This window comes from Anaerobacillus sp., from assembly GCF_046314235.1.
Taxonomy (GTDB): domain Bacteria; phylum Bacillota; class Bacilli; order Bacillales; family Anaerobacillaceae; genus Anaerobacillus.
The window spans coordinates 54,747-77,306 of sequence record NZ_JBKBWN010000006.1 but is presented as its reverse complement, the minus strand read 5'-3'; the positions used below and the strand labels follow the sequence as shown (position 1 = coordinate 77,306).

The 22,560-nt window shown below is 36.4% G+C and carries 19 protein-coding genes; 18 read left to right on the top strand and 1 reads right to left on the bottom strand.

The genetic code is table 11. From position 1 onward, the window contains the following. The first annotated feature begins 1 nt into the window (after nt 1). The 14 genes from ACK4M9_RS10135 to ACK4M9_RS10070 all read left to right on the top strand — a co-directional run bounded on the left by ACK4M9_RS10135 (nt 2) and on the right by ACK4M9_RS10070 (nt 16,502). Entirely contained in the window at nt 2–895 is an 894-nt protein-coding gene (locus ACK4M9_RS10135) for a polyprenyl synthetase family protein (protein WP_409850014.1), read from the top strand. A gap of 839 nt (nt 896–1,734) precedes the next feature. Beyond that, entirely contained in the window at nt 1,735–2,346 is a 612-nt protein-coding gene (locus tag ACK4M9_RS10130; protein ID WP_409850012.1) for a hypothetical protein, read from the top strand. 9 nt (nt 2,347–2,355) lie between these two features. Then, nucleotides 2,356–4,245: a 1-deoxy-D-xylulose-5-phosphate synthase gene (gene dxs, locus ACK4M9_RS10125; protein WP_409850010.1), complete on the top strand. Its 1,890-nt coding sequence runs from the start codon at nt 2,356–2,358 to the stop codon at nt 4,243–4,245. Nucleotides 4,246–4,247: 2 nt separating this feature from the next. Then, a complete protein-coding gene (locus ACK4M9_RS10120) occupies nt 4,248–5,066 on the top strand; it encodes a TlyA family RNA methyltransferase (protein WP_409850008.1) in 819 nt (272 codons plus the stop codon). Nucleotides 5,067–5,206: 140 nt separating this feature from the next. Beyond that, nucleotides 5,207–5,656 (top strand): transcriptional regulator AhrC/ArgR, encoded by a 450-nt coding sequence (gene ahrC, locus ACK4M9_RS10115; protein WP_409850006.1) that lies wholly within the window; start codon nt 5,207–5,209, stop codon nt 5,654–5,656. Between the two features lie 28 nt (nt 5,657–5,684). Beyond that, a complete protein-coding gene (gene recN, locus ACK4M9_RS10110) occupies nt 5,685–7,430 on the top strand; it encodes a DNA repair protein RecN (protein WP_409850004.1) in 1,746 nt (581 codons plus the stop codon). A 111-nt stretch (nt 7,431–7,541) separates the two neighbouring features. Beyond that, complete coding sequence (spoIVB, locus tag ACK4M9_RS10105) at nt 7,542–8,816, top strand: SpoIVB peptidase (protein WP_409850002.1); 1,275 nt, start codon at nt 7,542–7,544, stop codon at nt 8,814–8,816. Nucleotides 8,817–9,133: 317 nt separating this feature from the next. Then, nucleotides 9,134–9,931 carry a sporulation transcription factor Spo0A gene (gene spo0A / locus ACK4M9_RS10100; RefSeq protein WP_409850001.1) on the top strand — a complete coding sequence of 266 codons (798 nt, stop codon included), beginning with the start codon at nt 9,134–9,136 and terminating at the stop codon, nt 9,929–9,931. A gap of 433 nt (nt 9,932–10,364) precedes the next feature. After that, nucleotides 10,365–12,593, top strand: coding sequence for a formate C-acetyltransferase (pflB, locus tag ACK4M9_RS10095; RefSeq protein ID WP_409849999.1), 2,229 nt, complete (start codon nt 10,365–10,367; stop codon nt 12,591–12,593). A 5-nt stretch (nt 12,594–12,598) separates the two neighbouring features. Then, the gene (pflA, locus tag ACK4M9_RS10090; RefSeq protein ID WP_409849997.1) at nt 12,599–13,327 is read left to right on the top strand and encodes a pyruvate formate-lyase-activating protein; all 729 of its coding nucleotides are present in this window, start codon (nt 12,599–12,601) and stop codon (nt 13,325–13,327) included. A 147-nt stretch (nt 13,328–13,474) separates the two neighbouring features. Further along, the gene (gene steA / locus ACK4M9_RS10085) at nt 13,475–14,602 is read left to right on the top strand and encodes a putative cytokinetic ring protein SteA (protein WP_409849995.1); all 1,128 of its coding nucleotides are present in this window, start codon (nt 13,475–13,477) and stop codon (nt 14,600–14,602) included. 6 nt (nt 14,603–14,608) lie between these two features. Beyond that, on the top strand, nt 14,609–15,067 hold the full coding sequence (locus ACK4M9_RS10080) for a hypothetical protein (RefSeq protein ID WP_409849993.1): 459 nt from the start codon (nt 14,609–14,611) through the stop codon (nt 15,065–15,067). Then, nucleotides 15,064–15,747: a glycosyltransferase family 2 protein gene (locus ACK4M9_RS10075; protein WP_409849991.1), complete on the top strand. Its 684-nt coding sequence runs from the start codon at nt 15,064–15,066 to the stop codon at nt 15,745–15,747. The genes ACK4M9_RS10080 and ACK4M9_RS10075 overlap by 4 nt, the downstream gene beginning before the upstream one ends. Next, entirely contained in the window at nt 15,738–16,502 is a 765-nt protein-coding gene (locus ACK4M9_RS10070) for a hypothetical protein (RefSeq protein WP_409849989.1), read from the top strand. Before ACK4M9_RS10075 ends, ACK4M9_RS10070 begins: the two co-directional genes overlap by 10 nt. Before the next feature lie 124 nt (nt 16,503–16,626). On the opposite strand, the gene ACK4M9_RS10065 is transcribed toward ACK4M9_RS10070, so the two are convergent. Beyond that, nucleotides 16,627–16,872, bottom strand: coding sequence for a DUF2627 domain-containing protein (locus ACK4M9_RS10065; protein ID WP_409849987.1), 246 nt, complete (start codon nt 16,870–16,872; stop codon nt 16,627–16,629). A gap of 222 nt (nt 16,873–17,094) precedes the next feature. On the opposite strand from ACK4M9_RS10065, the gene ACK4M9_RS10060 reads away from it, so the two are divergent. From ACK4M9_RS10060 to buk, 4 genes are all read left to right on the top strand, one after another. Next, nucleotides 17,095–19,185, top strand: coding sequence for a sigma 54-interacting transcriptional regulator (locus tag ACK4M9_RS10060; protein ID WP_409849985.1), 2,091 nt, complete (start codon nt 17,095–17,097; stop codon nt 19,183–19,185). Between the two features lie 146 nt (nt 19,186–19,331). Continuing rightward, nucleotides 19,332–20,234: a phosphate butyryltransferase gene (gene yqiS / locus ACK4M9_RS10055; RefSeq protein WP_409849982.1), complete on the top strand. Its 903-nt coding sequence runs from the start codon at nt 19,332–19,334 to the stop codon at nt 20,232–20,234. A gap of 32 nt (nt 20,235–20,266) precedes the next feature. Continuing rightward, a complete protein-coding gene (gene bcd / locus ACK4M9_RS10050; RefSeq protein ID WP_409849980.1) occupies nt 20,267–21,364 on the top strand; it encodes a branched-chain amino acid dehydrogenase in 1,098 nt (365 codons plus the stop codon). A gap of 87 nt (nt 21,365–21,451) precedes the next feature. Continuing rightward, nucleotides 21,452–22,558 carry a butyrate kinase gene (gene buk / locus ACK4M9_RS10045; RefSeq protein WP_409849978.1) on the top strand — a complete coding sequence of 369 codons (1,107 nt, stop codon included), beginning with the start codon at nt 21,452–21,454 and terminating at the stop codon, nt 22,556–22,558. Nucleotides 22,559–22,560 lie beyond the last annotated feature (2 nt).

Here is a 22,560-nt window from a genome sequence, read left to right as displayed (position 1 = left end):
AGTGACAAAGTTAACTTTATCGTCTTTTGTTAATAATAGAAAATTGCTATTAGAACAAAAGCTTACTGAATATGTACGACAATTAGAAGTCCCAACACAACTGCAAGAGGCAATGATTTATTCACTAGAAGCTGGCGGCAAGCGACTTCGCCCAATGTTATTATTCGCAACTGTAGAAGGTTTTGGTCAGGACTTTAAAGAAAGTATGCCTGTAGCTTGTGCCATTGAAATGATCCATACATATTCATTAATCCATGATGACCTCCCGGCTATGGATAATGATGATTTACGACGGGGAAAGCCAACAAACCATAAAGTATTTGGGGAGGCTACAGCAATTTTGGCTGGAGATGCTCTATTGACATATGCCTTCCAAGTTATTGCTACGATGAGTGAGACATTTGTTGACTCATCTCAAAAGCTCCGACTAATTGTTGAGCTGACAAAAGCCGCCGGTCCAGAAGGAATGGTTGGTGGCCAAGCTGCAGATATGGAAGGTGAGAACAAACAATTAACTCTAACCGAGTTAGAATATATTCACCACCATAAAACTGGCGATCTATTAAGTTATTCAATTATCTCAGGTGCAATCTTAGCGAAAGCTTCAGATAAAGATGTTGAAAATTTAAGGGGCTTTGCTAAACATCTAGGTTTAGCGTTTCAAATAAAAGATGATATTCTTGATATTGAGGGTAGTGAAGAGAGCCTAGGTAAACCTGTCGGAAGTGACATGAATAATGAAAAGAGCACCTACCCGAAGCTATTAGGAATTGAAGGTGCAAAGAATAAATTAGATGATCATATTATTAAATCAAAAGAATACTTATATAATGTCGATATCGATAAAGAAAAGTTAGAACTTTTAGTTGACTATATCATGTATCGTGATCGATAAAAAATCCAGAATATCCTAAGTCAAAGCTTCATAATATAATAAATAACTTTCATGAATTATTTATTGCTAAAATAGCAAGCTAGTATTTACTAATTGTTGTAATAGTATATATCATGTATAATGTTGAAAAGTGAGTGGTGCAGTATTCTAGTCAGTCCTCCATTCTCGAAGGCGGGCCTAAAAATCCGCTAAAGGGCACATCGATGAAGTTCCTAGTATTGGCTTGAGGCGCCCAGCCTTGGGTCGTTGCTGGGAGTAAAGGAATTAGGGCGATCCACAATGGCATGTGGGCGTTGACCCTCTTTCCGCGGAGGCCAGAACACGTGACAATCTCTTGGGAATGAGTACGTTACGGTTTTTGGTATGAACCTGCATAACAAGTTTCCCCTTGTGGCAGCGTAGCCTGCCTTGAGTGGAGTTAGAGGGGATTATGGATACTAAATTGTATACACTGTATGATAAATTAGTAATCCACATGAAATCTACTCTGCAAAAGAGGATAGAGGATGGTTAAGGGCTGTAGAGGAAAACTCCTAGACTGTTCGTATGACATTTAAAGGGGATTATAGTGCGTGCTAAGTGGTAATCCAGTCTAACGTTTGGCAACAGCGTTAAGGCAGATTTAAAGGGAAACCGCCAATGTGGCGACATGTCGGTATTTGCTTGGGAAAACCTACTGGACCTAAGACGCAGTCTTTACTCTTTAAATGGCCACTCACATATACATACTTATGAAAATATTTAATATTAGCATGAGTTAAAGTGGATAACTTTATTTATAGTAATAATTAATATTAAATTAATTTCTACATTAATAGATTGGTGTGTCATAAACTAATATGATTAAAATAAAACATTCTTTAAATTGGACGTTAGCGATTGCCGTTATCACTCTTGTGTTAGCGGCTCTTTTTTCAATCGTATCTACTTTTATTTTGAGTGGAGTCACTTGGGGAGTAGGAATGCTCATAGTCTTTGTTATTGTACTCGTCGGTGTGATCTTTGATACAATAGGGGTAGCTGCAACTGCTGCTGAAGAAGCACCTTTTCATGCAATGGCAGCTGAACGAGTCCCTGGTGCAAAAGAAGCTGTATTAATTACACGAAATGCAGATAAATTTGCGAACTTATGTAATGATGTTATCGGAGATATTGCTGGTATTATTAGTGGAACTGCGTCAGCATTCGTTGTTATTCAATTTGCACAGCAAATTGGTCAAGGCGATAATTCAGCTTATCAGTTTTGGATTTCTGTCATTTTTACAAGTATTGTAGCTAGTCTTACAGTGGGGGGGAAATCACTAGGAAAAACGATTGCTTTGCAGTATGCGACAGCAATTATTTTCCATGTAGGTAGATTATTTTTTTTATTAGAGGTAAAATTGAAAATAAATATTTTGAAAAATGGGAAAGACAGAGACAAGAGGAAAAAGAAAGCCAAAAGAAAGTGAGGGTTTTTCTTGGATTTAACGACAATAAACGATCCAAATTTTATAAAGAAGTATAATAAAGAGCAATTAGAGGCTTTAGCTGTGGACATTCGAGCTTTTTTAGTAGAAAAGCTTTCGGTAACAGGTGGACATTTAGGGCCAAATTTAGGTGTAGTAGAATTAACACTTGCTTTGCATAAAGAATTCAATAGTCCGTCGGATAAATTTATTTGGGATGTGGGCCACCAGGCCTACGTTCACAAGATATTAACTGGACGGGCTAATCGCTTTGATGAATTACGACAATATAAAGGGCTTTGTGGTTTCCCAAAACGATCTGAAAGCGAACATGATGTTTGGGAAACGGGTCATAGTTCTACATCGCTGTCAGCGGCCATGGGAATGGCTGTGGCTCGAGATCTTAAAGGTACCGATGAAAACATCATAGCTATCATTGGTGATGGTGCACTTACTGGTGGAATGGCTCTAGAAGCATTAAATCATATAGGACATGAACAAACAGATTTAATTGTTATTTTAAATGATAATGAAATGTCGATAGCACCTAATGTCGGAGCTCTTCACAGTGTATTAGGAAGACTACGTACAGCTGGAAAGTATCAAAAGGCCAAAGATGAGTTAGAACAGTTATTGAAAAAAATTCCTGCTTTTGGTGGGAAAATTGCATCAACTGCGGAACGACTAAAAGATAGTTTAAAGTATTTATTTGTATCAGGTATGTTTTTTGAGGAGATGGGTTTTACTTACTTAGGCCCTGTAGACGGTCATAATTTAGACGATATCCTTGAGAATATTAAATATGCGAAGAAAACAAAGGGACCAGTCATTGTCCATGTACTTACGAAAAAAGGAAAAGGTTATGCACCAGCAGAAAATGATGCTTTAGGTACATGGCATGGACTAGGTCCATATAAGATCGAATCAGGAGAAGTAGTCAAAAAACCTGGTCCGCCAAGCTACAGCGCTGTTTTTGCAAATACACTAGTAAAAACTGCTAAAGAAAATGAAAAAGTTGTCGCACTAACCGCTGCAATGCCGGGTGGCACAAGATTAGATATTTTTGCGAAAGAATTTCCTAATCGAATGTTTGACGTCGGTATCGCTGAGCAACATGCTACAACGATGGCTGGTGGATTAGCTACACAAGGATATAAGCCAGTATTTGCAGTCTATTCCACATTTCTGCAACGTGGTTATGACCAAGTTGTTCATGATATTTGTCGACAAAACTTAAATGTCTTTTTTGCAATTGATCGTGCCGGTCTTGTCGGGGCTGATGGAGAAACACATCAAGGTGTCTTTGATATCTCTTACTTACGTCATATACCAAATATGACGATACTATCAGCTAAAGATGAAAACGAGTTACAGCATATGGTTTATACAGCTGTTCAATATAGTGACGGCCCTATAGCTGTAAGGTATCCTAGAGGGAATGGCTACGGTGTGAAAATGGATGATCAACTGATGGAAATACCAATCGGCAAGTGGGAAGTGCTAAGAGAAGGTAGCGATATGGCTATTTTAACTTTCGGAACAACAATTCCAATGGCTGAAGAAGCTGCTGAATTATTAGCCAAAGACGGTATTTCTGTAAAAGTCATTAACGCAAGATCGATTAAGCCGTTAGATAAAGAAATGCTCTTAGATTTAGTTAATAATAACTATCGTATCCTAACTATTGAAGAGGCTGCTCTCCAAGGCGGCTTTGGAAGTGCGGTATTAGAATTTTATCATGACCACTCATATCATAATGTCATTGTAGATAGAATGGGAATTCCGGATCAATTTATCGAACATGGTAGTGTAAATGAGTTAATGGAAGAAATAGGGATGACGACAATTGATGTTGTTACTAACATCCAAAAAATGTTTCCTAGAAAACAACAGAGGGCATAGAAATGGCTAAAAAGGAAAGAATTGATGTTCTCTTAGTTGAAAGAGGTTTAATTGAAACGAGGGAAAAGGCGAAAAGGTCTGTTATGGCAGGCCTTGTCCTTTGTAATAATGAAAGAGTTGATAAGCCTGGAACAAAAGTCGATCTTGATGCGAAGCTGTTAGTAAAGGGTGATCTTCTCCCATATGTAAGTAGAGGTGGCTTAAAACTTGAAAAAGCCATTCAAGAATTTCAATTTGATTTAAATAATAAAGTTGTCCTTGATATTGGTTCTTCGACGGGTGGATTTACTGATTGTGCTCTTCAAAACGGTGCAGCGCTCGTTTATGCAGTTGATGTTGGCTATAATCAATTAGCGTGGAAGTTACGACAGGATGAGCGAGTTGTTGTGATGGAAAGAACGAATTTTAGATATGTCACAGCTGCTGATTTTACAAAAGGATTTCCAAATTTCGCAACAATTGATGTATCTTTCATCTCTCTTAGATTAATTTTACCGGCGTTAGCTAATGTGTTAGAGAAAGGGAGTCACGTTTCTGCTTTAGTCAAACCACAATTTGAAGCAGGGCGTGATGAGGTTGGAAAAAAGGGAATTGTTAAAGATGAACGAGTACATCAAAAAGTACTACAGGAAATTGTTGATTTCGCTTTGAAAATAGGTTTTGATGTTTATGGTTTATCCTATTCGCCAATCAAAGGCGGAGAAGGGAATATCGAATTTTTGCTGCACCTTTATTGGTCTGGAACAGCTAATATTGGCGAAAGTCGTATTCCGGCAATTTCCGATCTTGTTGCATCAGCACATAATAATTTAAAACTATAAAAAAGGGAGTAGACGCTGCTACTCCCTTTTTTATTATTCATTTTTTCGTTGTATTATGTATAAAAATAAGTTAATATACAGTTAATAAAGATAGAACATACCAGTAAAAAAGCGATTTAATTATATTGGAGGAGATGGGAATGAATAAGGGGCAACGCCATATTAAAATTCGTGAAATTATTGCAAATAGAGAAATTGAAACACAAGATGATTTGGTCGAAAATTTAAAAAATGCTGGCTTTAATGTAACTCAAGCTACTGTTTCTAGAGATATAAAAGAACTTCACCTTGTTAAGGTACCAATGCAAGATGGTAGGTATAAATATAGTCTACCTGCCGATCAACGTTTTAATCCATTGCAAAAATTAAAGCGTTCTCTCATGGATAGTTTTGTAACGATTGACCATGCCAATAATCTAATTGTAATGAAAACATTACCTGGTAATGCTAATGCAGTTGGCGCTTTAATTGACAATCTGGATTGGAATGAAATATTAGGAACAATTTGTGGTGATGATACAATATTAATTATTTGTCGAACAACTGAAGATAGTCCAATCTTAAGCGAACGATTTCTAGACATGTTATAGGATAACGTTGTAAGGAGGTGAATCAAAAGTGCTAATTGAACTCTCCATTAAAAACTTTGCTATTATAGAAAATCTTACAGTTCCATTTGAAAAGGGGTTAACTGTTTTAACTGGAGAAACAGGTGCAGGTAAATCAATTATTATTGATGCCATTAGTTTGCTTGTAGGTGGTAGAAGCTCAGTAGAGTTTGTAAGACACGGAACGAATCGTGCTGAAATTCAAGGGTTATTTTTTATTGATGACCCATCCCATGTTATCTACGAGAAAGCTCTTCAGTTAGGGATTGAGATAAACGAAGATCAAATGGTTGTACTACATCGAGATATTACTGCTCAAGGAAAAAGCATTTGTAGAGTAAATGGTAAGTTGGTAACTTTAGGGATTTTACGGGAATTAGGAAATTCACTAGTCGATATCCACGGACAACATGAACATCAACACTTAATGCAAGTTGAACGACATTTATCTCTTTTAGACCAATATATTGGGGACAAGCTTACCTATGCGTTAAGTGAATATAAGAAAATTTACAAAACATTTGTTGACCTAAATTCTAGGGTTAAACAATTTTCTGAAAACGAACAAAAGCTTGCCCACCGTCTAGATTTGCTCCAATATCAGTTAACCGAAATTGAAAAATCCAAGTTGAAGCCTAATGAGGATTTAATTCTTCTAGATGAAAGAAATAAGCTAGCAAATGGTGAGAAATTGTCTAAGGCCATACATAACTCTTATCATGCGCTATACGGAGACCAAAAAGGTTTAGATTGGATTTTGTCTGCAATGAACCATGTGGAGGAAGCTGCTGCGGTTGATAAACAATTAATTCCTTTAAAAGAGACGATAAGTAACTGTTATTATTTATTGGAAGAAGCTACTTTTTCGTTAAGGGACTATTATGAATCCATTGAATTCGATACGAAACAATTAGATCTAGTTGAAGCAAGGTTAAATGAAATTACTCAGCTAAAAAGAAAATATGGTGAAAACGTTACAGATATTTTAGAGTATTCTGCCAAGATAGAAGAGGAAATCGATCATTTAATTAATCGAGACGAAAAAATTCAGCAACTTCTAAACCAATTGGAGAATATCTGTCATGATCTTTTTCTTGAGGCGAAAAATTTAAGTGATATTAGAAGTAATAATGCGAAAGTTTTGGTTGATAAAATACATCAACAATTAAAAGATCTTTATATGGAGAAAACCAAATTTCACATTGAAGTTTATCAAAGGTCAGCATCAAATAAAGACCCATTAGTGAATGGTAGTCATATCCACTTTCAAGAAGATGGCATCGACCGGGTCGAATTTTTACTGTCGACTAATCCTGGTGAACCACTCAAACCATTAGCTAAAATCGCCTCTGGCGGAGAGATCTCTCGAATTATGCTTGCATTAAAATCAATTTTTTCAACACATCAAGGGTTAACGTCTTTGATATTTGATGAGGTTGACACTGGTGTTAGTGGTCGAGTAGCACAAGCGATTGCCGAAAAAATTTATAAAATATCAGTAAATTCTCAGGTATTATGTATTACTCATTTGCCTCAAGTAGCTGCAATGGCGACGACTCATCTTTACATTTCTAAGGAGCAATTGGACGATAAAACAGTAACAAAAGTAACCGCAATGTCTAAAAAGGAACAAATCGAAGAAGTGGCAAGGATGTTATCTGGAGCTGAAACAACAAACCTAACAAGGGAAAATGCTAAAGAACTACTAGCTCAAGCAGAGAATATTAAAGATGAATATGTAAAGCTAACCAATTAAGGTTAGCTTTTTTATTGTTAAGTGGTTATAAATACAGTGCTGGGAGGCAACATTAATATTACAGCCAAACATGGAGGTGTAGGTTAGGAGCGAGGAGAGTGAAGACAATTCATGACAGAAACTAGAAAAATTATAGGTGTAATTCTCCTTGTTTTCATAATAAGCATCGGTTTTGCAAAGCCGGTCCAAGAGTACGTCAGTATCCCAAAGAAGTTGGTCTTAATTGAAGGCCAACAGCAATCATTGCAAAAGGCTTTACCTGTATTTAAGATGTCCTCTAACAATGAATTTGTTGCAGTAGATGAGGAACAATTTGCAGTTTTAGCAAAAGAGCAAGGAGATGCTAACGTGACGGTTACAGTGGGAGGGGCTCCTGTAAAGAATGTCGATGTACGTGTTCTAAAGGATATAAAAGTAATACCAGGTGGTCAATCAATTGGAGTAAAACTAAATACACTAGGTGTATTAGTAGTTGGGCATCACTTAGTCGACAGCGAAGATGGTGAAAAGTCGCCAGGAGAGCTGGCTGAAATTGAAGTTGGTGACATAATTACGAAAATAAATGGCAAGAAAATTGAAAATATGACTGAAGTTACTCCATTAGTACAAGAAGCTGGTGAAAAAGAGGAAACTTTAAAGCTTGAGGTAATTAGAGAAAATGATGTGTTACAAAAAAGACTAAAACCGATTAAAGCAAAAGGGGAAAGTTCCTATCGTTTAGGTTTATATATTCGTGATTCTGCCGCAGGAGTAGGTACAATGACTTTTTATGAACCGCAGTCAAGAAGTTATGGTGCATTAGGTCACGTTATATCTGACATGGATACACAGAAACCTATTGTTGTTAACGATGGCCAAATTGTCAGTTCATTAGTTACTTCTATTGAAAAAGGAAGCAATGGAGATCCAGGAGAAAAATTAGCGAGGTTTTCAAATGATAGAAAAGTGTTAGGAACAATAACAAAAAATAGCCCTTTTGGCATCTTTGGAAAACTCCACGAAAATATTAAAAATCAAATTTTAGATGAAGCATTGCCAATAACACTTTCACATCAAGTTAAAGAAGGACCAGCGAAAATTTTAACTGTTGTAGACGGCGAAAAAGTTAAAGAATATGATATTGAAGTCATAAGTTCAGTTCCACAAAAATTTCCTGCAACTAAAGGTATGGTCATTAAAGTAACTGATCCGGAACTTTTAGAAGCTACAGGTGGCATTATCCAAGGGATGAGTGGAAGTCCTATTATACAAGATGGTAAAGTGATTGGGGCGGTTACCCACGTTTTTGTTAACGATCCTACAAGTGGCTATGGCTGTCACATTGAGTGGATGTTACAAGAAGCTGGGATAGATATTTATAACAAAGAAAAGGCAAAGGCGAGTTAAATCGACCGATGCCTTTTTTTTCAAGTTTAACTACATAATGTTAGGTGAGATTCACAGTAAATATTTTGAAAAAAAAATTAAAATTCCTCATAATTATGGTAATATATATATATCATAAAGAATTTTCGACAAAATTTCATTTTCAATGTTGTCAAGTGCCGAATGTGGTCGAAAACGGGAGTAAACCGTAAGTTTTCCAATAAAAATAAAGTTTTTTAATATTTTTTTAAAAAAATTAAAGGAATTGTTATCCGATTGTCGAATTTGTTGTGATGGAAACAAAAAGCATATTTTAAATATCAGGGAGGAAACAGTCGGTGCATAATAAAATAAAAGTTTGTATAGCTGATGATAATCGAGAATTAGTGAGCTTGCTTGAAGAATATATTTCAAGCCATAATGAGATGGAAGTAGTAGGAGTTGCATATAATGGACAAGAATGTTTATCTTTAGTTCAGGAACAGCAACCTGATGTATTAATATTGGATATTATCATGCCGCATCTTGACGGGTTAGCGGTATTAGAAAGATTAAACCAACAAGGTTTAGCTAAGCGCCCTAATATAATTATGTTAACTGCTTTTGGTCAGGAGGATGTTACAAAAAAAGCTGTTGATCTTGGTGCATCTTATTATATTTTAAAGCCGTTTGATATGGAGACATTAATTAATAAAATAAAAGATGTTAGTGGTAACTCACAACCGATTATTCAACATAAAAGTACATCCACAATGAACTATACGAGAAATGAACCAAAACAATTTAATCTAGATGCAAGTATCACGAGTATTATCCATGAAATTGGTGTTCCTGCTCATATAAAAGGTTATATGTATTTGCGGGAAGCTATTACAATGGTCTACAATGACATCGAATTATTGGGTTCAATTACAAAAGTACTTTACCCTGATATTGCTAAGAAGTTCAACACGACATCTTCTCGAGTAGAACGTGCAATTCGCCATGCGATTGAAGTAGCGTGGAGTCGCGGGAATATCGAGTCAATTTCTAGTCTTTTTGGCTACACTGTTAGTCACACGAAGGCAAAACCTACGAATTCGGAATTTATCGCAATGGTTGCAGATAAACTTCGGATTGAACATAAAGTATCATAAGAAGAATTTTTTATTAATAAAAGGCTCATCCTAAAAACGGGTGAGTCTTTTTGATTTTTAGAATTAGATTTATCCTGTCTGGATTTTATTAATCGAATGAAAGGGTAAAAATGACAATCTAATTATATAACAGTTCTTGTATAGATGTATAACAGTTAGTAGTTTAGAAGGGAATTCTATCCAAGTTAATATTGAAAATATAAAGTTATTTCACCGTTTTGTCATATACAAACGGTTAAAAACATTATATAATAAATATAAGCAATTGGGTAATACAGATTGAATAATCTTAATAATACAGATAAAGATAAGATTACAAAAAAAGTTCATCTGACGTTGCCTAAGCACAAAATAATCTTAGTTATTAAAAAAATAATATAAAATGTGAAAAAAACACATTTTATGCAGTCATGAGCAGAGAGGGAGATGTTAAATGGAAGCATGGAAAGGTTTTAACGTTGGTGAATGGACAGATAAAATTGATGTTAGAGATTTTATTAACAAAAACTGGGATCCGTATACAGGGGACGAAACATTTTTAGTGGGCCCTACGGACACAACAAAAGAACTATGGGAACAAGTTCTAGAGTTAATGAAAAAAGAAAGAGAAAATGGTGGCGTGTTAGATGTTGATACAAAAACGATTTCTACGATCACATCTCATGGACCAGGTTACTTAAATAAAGATAAAGAGCAAGTTGTAGGCTTACAAACAGATGCACCGCTTAAGCGTTCGATCCAACCAACCGGTGGGATTCGAATGATGGCATCAGGTTGTGAAGCATATGGCTTTAAATTAGATCCACAAATTGAAAAGATTTATACGGATTATCGTAAAACCCATAATGCGGGTGTATTCGATGCTTATACTAGTGAGATGCTTGCAGCCCGTAAAGCTGGAATAATTACTGGGCTACCGGATGCATATGGACGTGGACGTATTATTGGAGACTACCGTCGCGTTGCATTATATGGAGTAGATCGATTAATAGCTGATAAAAAGGCAGTTAAAAAAGGCTTAGAAAAAGGTGTAATGTCTGAAACGGTTATTCGAGATCGTGAAGAGGTTTCTGAGCAGATTCGTTCACTACAAGAACTAAAACAAATGGCAGCATCGTATGGGTTTGATATTTCTAACCCAGCAACAACAGCTAAGGAAGCGTTCCAATGGTTATATTTTGGTTATCTAGCTGCAATTAAAGAGCAAAATGGCGCAGCAATGAGCTTAGGGCGTGTTTCGACTTTCTTAGATATTTATATTGAAAGAGACATTCAAGCTGGGATCTTAACAGAAGAAGAAGCTCAAGAAATTGTTGACCATTTTGTTATGAAACTTCGTTTAGTTAAATTCCTAAGAACACCTGATTACGATGAGTTATTTAGTGGCGACCCAACATGGGTGACAGAATCTATAGCTGGTATGTCATTAGATGGCCGTCCGTTAGTAACGAAAAACTCATTCCGTTTCTTATATACACTTGTTAATTTAGGTCCAGCACCTGAGCCAAACTTAACAGTTTTATGGTCTACGCAATTACCAGATGGCTTTAAAAAGTTTTGTGCAAAGATGTCTATTGAGACTAGCTCGATCCAATATGAAAATGATGATATTATGAGACCTGATTATGGCGACGACTATGGAATTGCTTGTTGCGTATCAGCGATGCGTATCGGAAAGCAAATGCAGTTCTTCGGTGCCCGTGCTAACTTAGCTAAAGCGCTTCTTTATACAATTAACGGTGGTATTGATGAAAAGTTAAAAATCCAAGTAGGACCTAACTTTGAACCAATTACTTCAGAATATCTTGATTACGAAGAAGTTGTTGAGAAGTTTGAAAAGTTCCAAGATTGGTTAGCCGAACTTTATATGAACTCGCTAAATGTAATTCACTATATGCATGACAAGTATAGCTATGAGAGAATTGAAATGGCCCTTCACGATCAAGAAATTCTACGAACAATGGCTTGCGGAATTGCTGGATTGTCAGTAGTTGCTGATGCTTTAAGTGCAATTAAATTTGCAAAAGTAAAAGTAATCCGTGACGAGGATGGAATTGCTACAGATTTTGAAATCGAAGGCGAATTCCCGCAATACGGCAATAACGACTCTCGTGTAGACGATATTGCTACTCATTTAGTGAAAAACTTTATGAACAAGTTACGTCAACAACCGACGTATCGAAATGCGCTACCAACTCAATCTGTATTAACGATTACGTCAAACGTTGTATATGGTAAAAAAACAGGTAATACTCCTGATGGACGGAAAGCTGGAGAACCTTTTGCGCCAGGTGCTAATCCAATGCACGGTCGTGATAAAAAGGGTGCGTTAGCATCACTAAATTCTGTAGCGAAGCTTCCTTATGAAGATTGCCAAGATGGGATTTCGTGTACATTCTCAATCGTACCTAAAGCTCTTGGTAAAGACGAAGAGTCTCGTATTAGTAATTTAGCTTCAATCTTAGACGGTTATTCATCACAAACAGGACACCATATTAATGTTAACGTATTTGATCGTGAGCAATTAATGGATGCAATGGAGCACCCTGAATTGTATCCACAATTAACCATCCGTGTGTCTGGTTATGCTGTTAACTTCATTAAATTAACGAGAGAACAGCAAATTGATGTAATTAACCGTACTTTCCACGAAAGTATGTGATCTAAATGTTAGGAAGAATCCATTCGGTTGAATCTTGTGGAACAGTAGATGGTCCCGGTTTGCGATTTATCATTTTCCTTCAAGGATGTGCGATGCGTTGTGCTTACTGTCATAATCCTGACACTTGGAAGGTTAGTGGTGGAATTGAAAAGAGTGTAGATGAATTACTAGAAGAAGCGAAAGGATACCTGCCGTATATGAAGTTTTCTAACGGTGGTGTTACATTAAGTGGTGGAGAACCCCTTTTGCAACCTGATTTTGTTCTAGAGTTTTTCAAAAAGTGTAAAGAAGCTGGAATTCATACAACCCTTGACTCATCGGGTTTTGTTCAGCCGGCTAATCTTGAAGAGATACTGGAAGTGACAGACCTTGTTCTTTTAGATATTAAGCATATCAGAGAAGAACAGCATAAAAAGATTACAGGGGTTTCGAACAAAAATACACTAAAATTTGCAAAACTTCTAGACGAAAAGGGAATTCCGGTTTGGATTAGACATGTCCTTGTCCCTGGTCTTTCAACTGAAGAAAAAGATTTAAGTGAACTTGGTGACTTCTTAGCAACGCTTTCAAATGTCGAAAAGGTTGAAGTTCTCCCATATCATAAAATGGGTGAATATAAATGGGAGCAATTAGGTTTAACTAATAAACTTGTTGATGTAATGCCTCCAAAGCAGGCGGAAGTTGATTTTGCCCATCAATTATTAACAAAAACATGTAAAGTTATAAAAAAATAAATGATTAGAGCATAGCTTAACAGCTATGCTCTTTTTCTGTGAAATAATACTGGATTTATGTAAAAAAGGTAATAGTTAGGATGAAAAATTAGGTAATGACTAATACTATGTTTGGAATCTACATTTTTATAAAAAGTGGTGGCTGTTATGTTGTCTAATGACCAAATAAAAGGCTATGCATATCAAGATAAAAAAACGAAGTTGCTCGTTGAGCGTATACCTAAAAAGAGTATTGCTGTTGTAGTTCACCAAGATATTGATATGGCTGCTGCTGAAAAATTAATTAGTTGTAGAGTAAAAGCGGTCATCAACTTTAAAAAATCAATGAGTGGATTATTTGTCCATAATGGTGTTGAAGTATTATTGGATGCGAAAATACCTGTTTTTGATATTGAAGAAGATCTTGAAGACGACTTAGAGGGGAAATTAATTCTTGTAAAAGAAGATCATCTTTTCGAAGGTATTAATGGAAGTTGGGTAAAGGTTTGTAAGCTTTCTCGTTACAGTTATTCTCAGCTACGACAATTAAAATTATTAGCAAACACTCATTTTGCTGAACAATTTAAAAAATTTGTAGGAAATTCGTTAGATTATGGCGATAAAGAACTAGATCAATTTATAAGAGAAGTTGAAAACCTCCCGGTGCTACGACAATTTCTAGGTAAGGAAGTATTAATTGTTGCTCGGGGCGCAAATTATGAAAGAGATTTGATGTTATTAAAACCATTTATTAAGAAAAAGAGGTTTATAACAATTGCAGTTGATGGTGGGGCTGACGGCCTAATGAAAATTGGGGTTAAGCCTGATTATATAATTGGTGATATGGATTCCGTTTCTGAAAAATCTTTAAGAAGTGGTGCTCAACTCCTAGTTCATGCTTATCGAGATGGACGTTCTCCTGGAGAGGGGAGGATTATATCTTTAAATCTTCCTTCGAAACGGATTGCACTTTTGGGGACTAGTGAAGATGCAGCCATTACATATGCGTATTGCTCCGGAGCAAGAAAAATATATACAGTAGGTACCCGCCTTGGGATGAATGAATTTTTAGAAAAAGGTCGAATTGGAATGGGATCTAGTTTGTTAACTAGGATGAAAGTTAGTCATGCTCTAGTCGATCTAAAAGGAATTCATTCTCTATTCGTTACGGAAAGTGATCGTGGACTAAGTGGATGGGTGTTAATTCCTGCTATCCTTGTGCTTGGATTAATGAGCCTTAGTGAGCGATTTGAGCTGTTTGTCTCATTAGTATTTCAATGGTGGGGTGGGGGGTAAAAATTGATGAGTAAACATATAAAAACTCTATTCGTGATAACTAGTTACTTTTTTTTGGGACTATTGCTTGGACTAGTCTTTGATAAGGATTGGTTGCATGAAGAGCAAATAAAGTATGTTCAACAATTAAAAGTAGAGAATGAACTTCTTGTTCAAGAGAAACAGGCCTGGGTGCGTTATGTTGGGGATGAATTTAATCAAATTAAATTCTATACAACAGTAGAAGAAAATGAGCAGTTTCAGAATTTAGGACAGGTGTTAGCGAGTATAGGTATAACCTTAGAAAGGTTACCAGAAACAATGGGGGTTTATCAGCAGCAAGGGATCATTATCTCATTAGGTGAGGAGCTTGAAGAGACATATGGATTACCGCATTTGAATTTAAAAGCTATACCGGCACATGATGTTGAACTAAACTTAATGTATTTATCTTTATTGCGAATGAAAGAGGAGTTACTTCAATGAAAGAAAAGTTATCAATTAGTGTAGTTATTCCCGCGTATAACGAGGAAGAGACAATTAAAATGACGTTAGTAACGTTAAATCGTTGCACTTGGGTTAATCAATTGATTGTTGTTGATGATGGTAGTTTGGACGATACAGCTAATATCGCAGAGAGATATTGTGATCATGTAATCCGGTTAAATAGGAATAGAGGAAAAGCGTTTGCGTTAAAAGAAGGTTGGAAAAAAGTTGATGGAGACATTATTGTCACTCTAGACGCTGACTTAGGTATGACTGCTAGAGAGGGAGAGCGTCTAGTGGAAAAACTTCATCTAGATCATTTAGATTGTGTCATAGCTAAATTACCAGTCCAAGAAAAACGAGGGTTTGGCCTAATGAGACACCGGGCACAAAAATTAATTTTCTCGAGAACTGGTAAATGGTTTGAGTCCCCATTATCAGGACAACGAGCTTTAAGGAGAAAGTGGCTTGAAGTTTTGTTAGAAAAAGACTATGTCGGTTTTGGAGTCGAAATGGCGATGACTGTTGATTTATTAAAATCTGGAGCGAATGTAGATGAGGTAGATGTAAGTTTTTTTCACCGTGCAACTGGTAAAGACTTTGATGGGTTTCTACATCGAGGTAGGCAGTGGTTAGATATGGAAAAAACATTGCGGAAAATGAGGGCATCATGGCAATAGTCTTTTTATTTCCATTGGTTTTGTCGGTAACTTTCATCGTTTTTAAAAAATTTGGTTGGATAGTCACCAATTACAAAGGTGTCGAAACACCATATAATTTAGGTTTTTGCATTTTTTTAGTTGTTTTAGCGTACGTCATTTTTATTAATAACTCTTTAATTATTATATACTTAACGGTACTATGGTTTACTGGCTTTATTGATGATCGCTTTGGGACTAAATATCCAAAGGGGTTAAAAGGGCACATCGGGTTATTTATTTCGACCGGAAAAATTACTACAGGTTTAGTTAAATTGGTAAGTACGATAACCGTGTCGTCGCTGTTTCTTGTCGTCAGTGAAGGGGGAATACTTGAGAAGAGTGCCTTGTTTTTATTATTAGTTCTTCCTCCGCACGTCATGAATTTATTTGATACTCGGCCTTTACGGGTTTGGAAGGTTTGCGCCATTCATTCTGTTATTTATTTGCCGGTTATGTTCCAACTCTCTTTCCAAATGCTATTTTCTCTAGGTGGAATAATTGCATTTCTCATTTATTTTGAAGGGAGAAAATATGGAATGTTAGGCGATAATGGTGCGACTCTATTAGGTGGAATTATTAGTATTGTAGCTATTTACCAACTTTCAATTTCATTACAGTGGTTGTTAATTTGTCTTTACTTGTTGATTGTTTTCTTAACTGAGAAAATATCTATTTCGGAGTGGATTGAGGAAAGACCTTTTCTAAGAAGGATTGATCGTTGGGGAGTTTCTTAAAAAGAGGCTGGGACATAACAAAGTATCAGACACCGCCAGGCAGCGAACATAGACATAAGATAAATCTGTATGTCTATATTCAGTAGGATCCTTGTTGTGTCAGACACTTTTGTCCTAGCCTCTTTTATTCATGTTTCTTCTTTTGAAACCTTGGAGCAACTTTATTATTTTTGCGATCGCGATATAAAACGAAACCTGCGATAAATCCAACACCTAAAATGAGGAAAATAAAACCTGATATAAATTGAAGCCAAAGAGAAGGGAAAGGGGGATGAAGAATTTTAAAGAATATATCTCTCATTAATTTAATACCGTAACCAGCTAGTAAGCCGGGGATTACTAAAATTAAAAGTGCTATAAATCGTTGCATAATTTAACCCTCTCTAATCATAAATGTTTTAAGTGTACAACCCTTATTTTACTAGAACTGAAAGGAGTTGTCCAAGTGATAATCTTTTGTTAGATGTAACCTCCATAGTGTATAGTTATAGTAAGAATTATACTTGTCTGGGAGATCGCAATAAATTAAGGGGAACTTATATAGTATTTTATCTAAGTGAGGTGTCAAGAGATTTGATATCTCACGCTTCTAATGTGGGGTGTGTTAATGAGAAAGTGCTTAATTGTTGGTGGAGGTAGAGGTGGAACTGCCTTACTAGATATTTTGGTCGAAGCGGAAATGATGGAAGTAATCGCGGTCGCTGATAAAGATTTGACAAGTCCTGGGATTACTAAAGCTGAAAAAATTGGAATAAGAACAAATCAGGACTGGCGAATCCTTCTAACGGATGAAGTTGATGTTGTAGTTGAAGCTACTGGTGATGAAGAGGTTTTTCTGCAACTGAAGGTTGCTTGTGAAAAAGCGGGGGTATTGTTAATACCTAGTATGGTGGCGACGTTGATTTTTAATTTAATAGAAGAAAAAGAAATACTTATCGATCAATTAAAAAACTATTACTCTAAACAAGAAATTATTTTAAATTCGACGCACGATGGTATGATTGCCATTGATAAACAATCAATTGTGACGTTGATTAATCGAAGTGCAGCACAGATGATAGGGATTTCTAGAGGGGAAGCTGTTGGGAAGGGAATTCAAGAAGTTTTGCCTTCTAGTGAGTTAAATCGAGTCCTGCAAACAGGTAAAATGGAAATGAATAAAATGCAAGAAATTAGTAATGGATTAACGATTGTAACAACTCGTGTACCAATGATAGAAGATGGCGAGATTGTCGGTGCTTTAGCGGTTTTTAAAGACATAACTGAAATAGTCCAGATGGCAGAGGAGGTTACTAATTTAAAAAGTATTCAGACAATGTTAGAAGCTATTTTCGCTTCCTCTGATGAGGCTATCTCGGTAGTTGATGAAAAGGGCTTCGGCTTAATGATAAATCCAGCTTACACTCGATTAACTGGTTTAAAAGCGGAACAAGTAATTGGTATGCCTGCTACAGCTGATATTTCTGAAGGTGAGAGCATGCACATGCATGTTTTAAAAAATCGTAAAGCGGTTCGGGGAACGAGGATGAAGGTCGGTCCGAAGAAGAAAGATGTCGTTGTAAATGTAGCCCCAGTTATTGTCGATGGGAAATTGAAAGGTAGTGTAGGTGTTCTTCATGATATGTCGGAAATAAAATCACTAACTGATGAATTAGAGCGTGCTAGGCAAATTATTAGAACTTTAGAAGCAAAATATTCATTTGATGATATTATCGGATCTTCAGAAGAAATGGAATTTGCCATTCAACAGGCGAAGTTAGCGGCTTCTACTCCTGCTACAATCTTACTTCGAGGAGAATCTGGGACTGGTAAAGAGCTTTTTGCACATGCAATCCATAATGAAAGTGATCGAAAATACAATAAGTTTGTTAGGGTTAACTGTGCAGCAATCTCAGAAACTTTATTAGAAAGTGAGCTTTTTGGATATGAGGAGGGGGCGTTTTCAGGAGCGAAAAGAGGGGGCAAACGCGGGCTTTTTGAAGAGGCAAATAAAGGGAGTATTTTCTTAGATGAAATTGGTGAACTAAGTGTAAATACTCAAGCGAAGCTACTTCGTGTCTTGCAGGAAGGTGAGATCATTAGGGTGGGTGGCACAAAGCCAATTTCTATTAACGTTAGAGTCATTGCTGCTACAAATGTAAATTTAGAAAAAGGTATAAGTGAAAATACCTTTCGGGAAGATTTATACTATAGGATTAATCGTATGCCTATCTATATTCCACCTCTTAGAAAACGTAAGGATGATATACCGGCTTTGTCTAATCATTTAATTTCTAAAATAAACCAAGATTATGGTAGGAAAGTAACTGGCTTAACTAAAAAAGCAGAAAAACTGTTAATGACATATGAATGGCCAGGGAATGTTCGGGAACTGGAAAATATCTTAGGTAGAGCAATGATTTTTATGCGCTTTAATGAACTGGAGATGGATGATTATCATATTCCTGAACTATTCGTAGAGCAAGTGAAAGAGAAAAAGCTGACAGAAATCTCTTTATTTGATCAAAATAGTCAAAAATCATTAGCTCAAAAGGTCCAACAATTTGAAAAGGAGCAAATAGTAGTCGCTTTACAAAAATTTAATGGAAATAAAACGGCGACTGCGAAAAGCTTAGAACTTTCGATAAGAAACCTATATTACAAGATGGATAAGTATAATATTGAAATAAGTGACATGCAATAATTTGCATGGTATGATAAAAGTTGCACGGTTACACACTTAATTTGTGAACAAAAAGTGTACAAAATTAACTAATTCATAATATTTATTTTTTTGGCATTAATATTGCATAACAAAAGTGTAACCATTGTACGAAAGGCGGAGATTTGGTGAGTTTAGATCAATATATGGAAGAGGCAATTCAACTTCCAACGAAGGTTGTCGCGGTAGCTGCTGCAGAGGATGAGGAGGTAATTGCAGCTGTAGTTTGTGCTGTCGAAAAAAAACTAGCAACCTTCATCTTATATGGAAATGAAAGTATAATTAAATCTCTCCTTGCAACAAGAGATAATGGTTATGATGTAAATCAATTTGTGAAAATCGTTGATGCAAAAAACGAGAGAGATGCCGCAAGACTTGCTGTCCAAGGCGTAAGTTCGGGAATTGCGAATGTCTTAATGAAAGGCAACGTATCAACATCGGTAATTTTAAAAGAAGTACTTAATAAAGAGTATGGTTTAAGAACAGGCAGTGTGTTATCCCATGTTGCGGCTTTTCAAATTAAAGATTTTGACCGTCTTCTCTTTATAACAGATGCTGCGATGAATATTGCGCCAGATTTAAATCAAAAGATTGAAATAATCAACAATGTGGTAAATTTTGCAAGACGATTGGGAATAACCTTACCAAAAGTTGCAGCTATTTCAGCAGTGGAAACAGTAAATTCGAATATGCTGGCAACAATGGATGGGGCATTGCTTACACAAATGAACGCTAGGGGTCAAATAAAAAATTGTCTTGTTGATGGCCCTCTTGCATTAGACAATGCTATTTCATTGCAAGCAGCAGATGTAAAAGGGATTAAAGGGGAAGTTGCGGGGAACGCAGATATCATACTTGTACCTACAATTGAGGTTGGCAACGTCTTGTACAAGTCTTTAGTCTATTTCGCCAAGGCGAAAGTTGGGGCTGTAATTACTGGCGCGTCGGCACCAATTGTATTAACATCTAGAGCAGATTCAGCAGAAACTAAATTGTACTCGTTAGCATTAGCAGTTCGTTCAGTTAGCTAAAAATAGAGTGGAAAATAGGGAGGAAAAAGAATATGGAACTATTTAAGTATATGGAAGCGTATGATTACGAGCAAGTTGTTGTGTGTCAGGATAAACAATCAGGACTAAAAGCGATTATTGCTATCCACGATACAACACTTGGACCTGCATTGGGTGGTACAAGAATGTGGACATATAATTCAGAAGCAGAAGCTTTTGAAGATGCTCTACGTTTAGCTAAAGGAATGACCTACAAAAATGCGGCAGCTGGTTTAAATCTTGGCGGAGGAAAGACCGTTATCATTGGTGACTCACGAAAAGATAAAAATGAAGAAATGTTCCGAGCCTTTGGCCGTTACATCCAAGGTCTTAATGGTCGTTATATCACTGCAGAAGATGTTGGAACTACAGTTGCAGACATGGACATTATCCATGAAGAAACGGATTATGTAACAGGTATCTCGCCTGCTTTTGGTTCTTCAGGGAACCCATCACCTGTAACTGCTTACGGTGTTTATGTCGGGATGAAAGCAGCTGCAAAAGAAGCCTTCGGTTCAGATTCATTAGAAGGACTTACGATTGCTGTTCAAGGTGTCGGAAACGTCTCTTATACTCTTTGTAAGCATCTTCATGAAGAAGGAGCAAAGTTAATTGTTACCGATATAAACAAAGAGTCAGTAGCTAGAGCCGTTGAAGATTTTGGAGCAAAAGCAGTTGATATAAATGAAATCTATAGTGTCGAATGTGATATTTTTTCACCATGTGCTCTTGGAGCGATTATAAATGATGATACTATTCCACAATTAAAAGCAAAAGTAATTGCTGGAGCTGCAAATAATCAATTAAAAGAAACTAGACATGGAGATTTAATCTCTGAATTAGGGATTGTTTATGCGCCAGATTATGTTATTAATGCTGGTGGTGTAATTAATGTAGCCGATGAATTATATGGTTACAATCGCGAACGTGCGTTAAAAAAGGTGGAAACGATCTATGATAAAATCGAAGCGATTTTTGAAATTTCAAAGCGTGATCGAATTCCTACTTATTTAGCTGCCGACCGTATGGCTGAAGAAAGAATTGAAAATATGCGTAAATCTCGTAAACAGTTTTTAACTAATGAGCACAGTATTTTAACAAGACGTCGTTAGTTTCCATAAAAATATTGATAGAGGATGACAAGGTCAGCCTCTATCTCTTTAGATGGGGATAAAATTAATTAGTTGGAGGTAAGTTTTTTGCAACAAGAATATCGAATTCTAGCTATAAACCCAGGGTCTACATCTACAAAGATTGGCGTTTACGACAATGAACGTTCCTTAATAGAAAAGACCATCCGTCATGATGCGGAAAAAATTCAGTCTTTTGAACGGATTATTGACCAATACTCATTTCGTAAAGAGACGATACTAGAAACACTCCATGAAGAGGGAATTAACATTTCTAAGCTAAGTGCAGTGGTAGGTCGAGGAGGATTACTTCGTCCTATTGAAGGTGGTACATACGCAGTTAATGAGGAAATGTTAAAGGATTTGCGTACAGGTTTTGCTGGAGAGCATGCTTCAAACCTAGGTGGAATACTAGCTTTTGAAATCGCTACCCAATTAAATATTCCTTCTTATATTGTCGACCCAGTCGTTGTTGATGAAATGGAGCCAATTGCTAAAATTTCCGGTCTTGCAGACTTTGAAAGAAAGAGTATTTTTCATGCTCTAAACCAAAAAGCAGTTGCTAGAAGAGTTTCAAAAGATTTGAATAAAAATTATAAAGATCTAAACTTAATTGTCACTCACATGGGTGGAGGTATTACAGTTGGGGTTCATAAAGGTGGACGTGTAATAGATGTTAACAACGGATTACATGGTGAAGGTCCATTTTCCCCAGAAAGAGCCGGGACTGTCCCTGCAGGAGATTTAGTTTCAATGTGTTTTTCTGGTCAATATTATGCGGCGGAAATTATGAAAAAGATCGTTGGTCAAGGTGGACTCGTAGGTTATCTTGGAACAAATGACGCTGTTCAAGTTGAAAAGATGATTTCTAATGGTGACGAAAAGGCAAAGCTAGTGTATGACGCGATGGCTTATCAAGTCGCAAAGGAAATTGGCGCTGCCAGTGCCGTTTTAAACGGAGAAGTTGATGCTATCGTCTTAACAGGCGGATTAGCTTATGGGAAAAATTTTGTTTCTGCAATTACCGATCGTATTAGCTGGATTGCAGATGTCATTGTTCATCCTGGTGAAAATGAATTGCAGGCATTAGTAGAAGGCGCTCTCAGAGTTTTACGAGAAGAAGAAAAGGCAAAGAAATATCCGAATATCTCAGAAGTAACTGAGAATGTAAAATAAAA

Excerpts from the sequence above, each read along its gene's own strand:
- ACK4M9_RS10130 (WP_409850012.1), top strand. The coding sequence starts at position 1,735 with ATGATTAAAATAAAACATTCTTTAAATTGGACGTTAGCGATTGCCGTT.
- ACK4M9_RS10120 (WP_409850008.1), top strand. The coding sequence starts at position 4,248 with ATGGCTAAAAAGGAAAGAATTGATGTTCTCTTAGTTGAAAGAGGTTTA.
- ahrC (WP_409850006.1), top strand. The coding sequence starts at position 5,207 with ATGAATAAGGGGCAACGCCATATTAAAATTCGTGAAATTATTGCAAAT.
- spoIVB (WP_409850002.1), top strand. The coding sequence starts at position 7,542 with ATGACAGAAACTAGAAAAATTATAGGTGTAATTCTCCTTGTTTTCATA.
- pflB (WP_409849999.1), top strand. The coding sequence starts at position 10,365 with ATGGAAGCATGGAAAGGTTTTAACGTTGGTGAATGGACAGATAAAATT.
- pflA (WP_409849997.1), top strand. The coding sequence starts at position 12,599 with ATGTTAGGAAGAATCCATTCGGTTGAATCTTGTGGAACAGTAGATGGT.
- steA (WP_409849995.1), top strand. The coding sequence starts at position 13,475 with ATGTTGTCTAATGACCAAATAAAAGGCTATGCATATCAAGATAAAAAA.
- ACK4M9_RS10080 (WP_409849993.1), top strand. The coding sequence starts at position 14,609 with ATGAGTAAACATATAAAAACTCTATTCGTGATAACTAGTTACTTTTTT.
- ACK4M9_RS10075 (WP_409849991.1), top strand. The coding sequence starts at position 15,064 with ATGAAAGAAAAGTTATCAATTAGTGTAGTTATTCCCGCGTATAACGAG.
- ACK4M9_RS10070 (WP_409849989.1), top strand. The coding sequence starts at position 15,738 with ATGGCAATAGTCTTTTTATTTCCATTGGTTTTGTCGGTAACTTTCATC.
- ACK4M9_RS10065 (WP_409849987.1), bottom strand. The coding sequence starts at position 16,872 with ATGCAACGATTTATAGCACTTTTAATTTTAGTAATCCCCGGCTTACTA.
- ACK4M9_RS10060 (WP_409849985.1), top strand. The coding sequence starts at position 17,095 with ATGTGGGGTGTGTTAATGAGAAAGTGCTTAATTGTTGGTGGAGGTAGA.
- bcd (WP_409849980.1), top strand. The coding sequence starts at position 20,267 with ATGGAACTATTTAAGTATATGGAAGCGTATGATTACGAGCAAGTTGTT.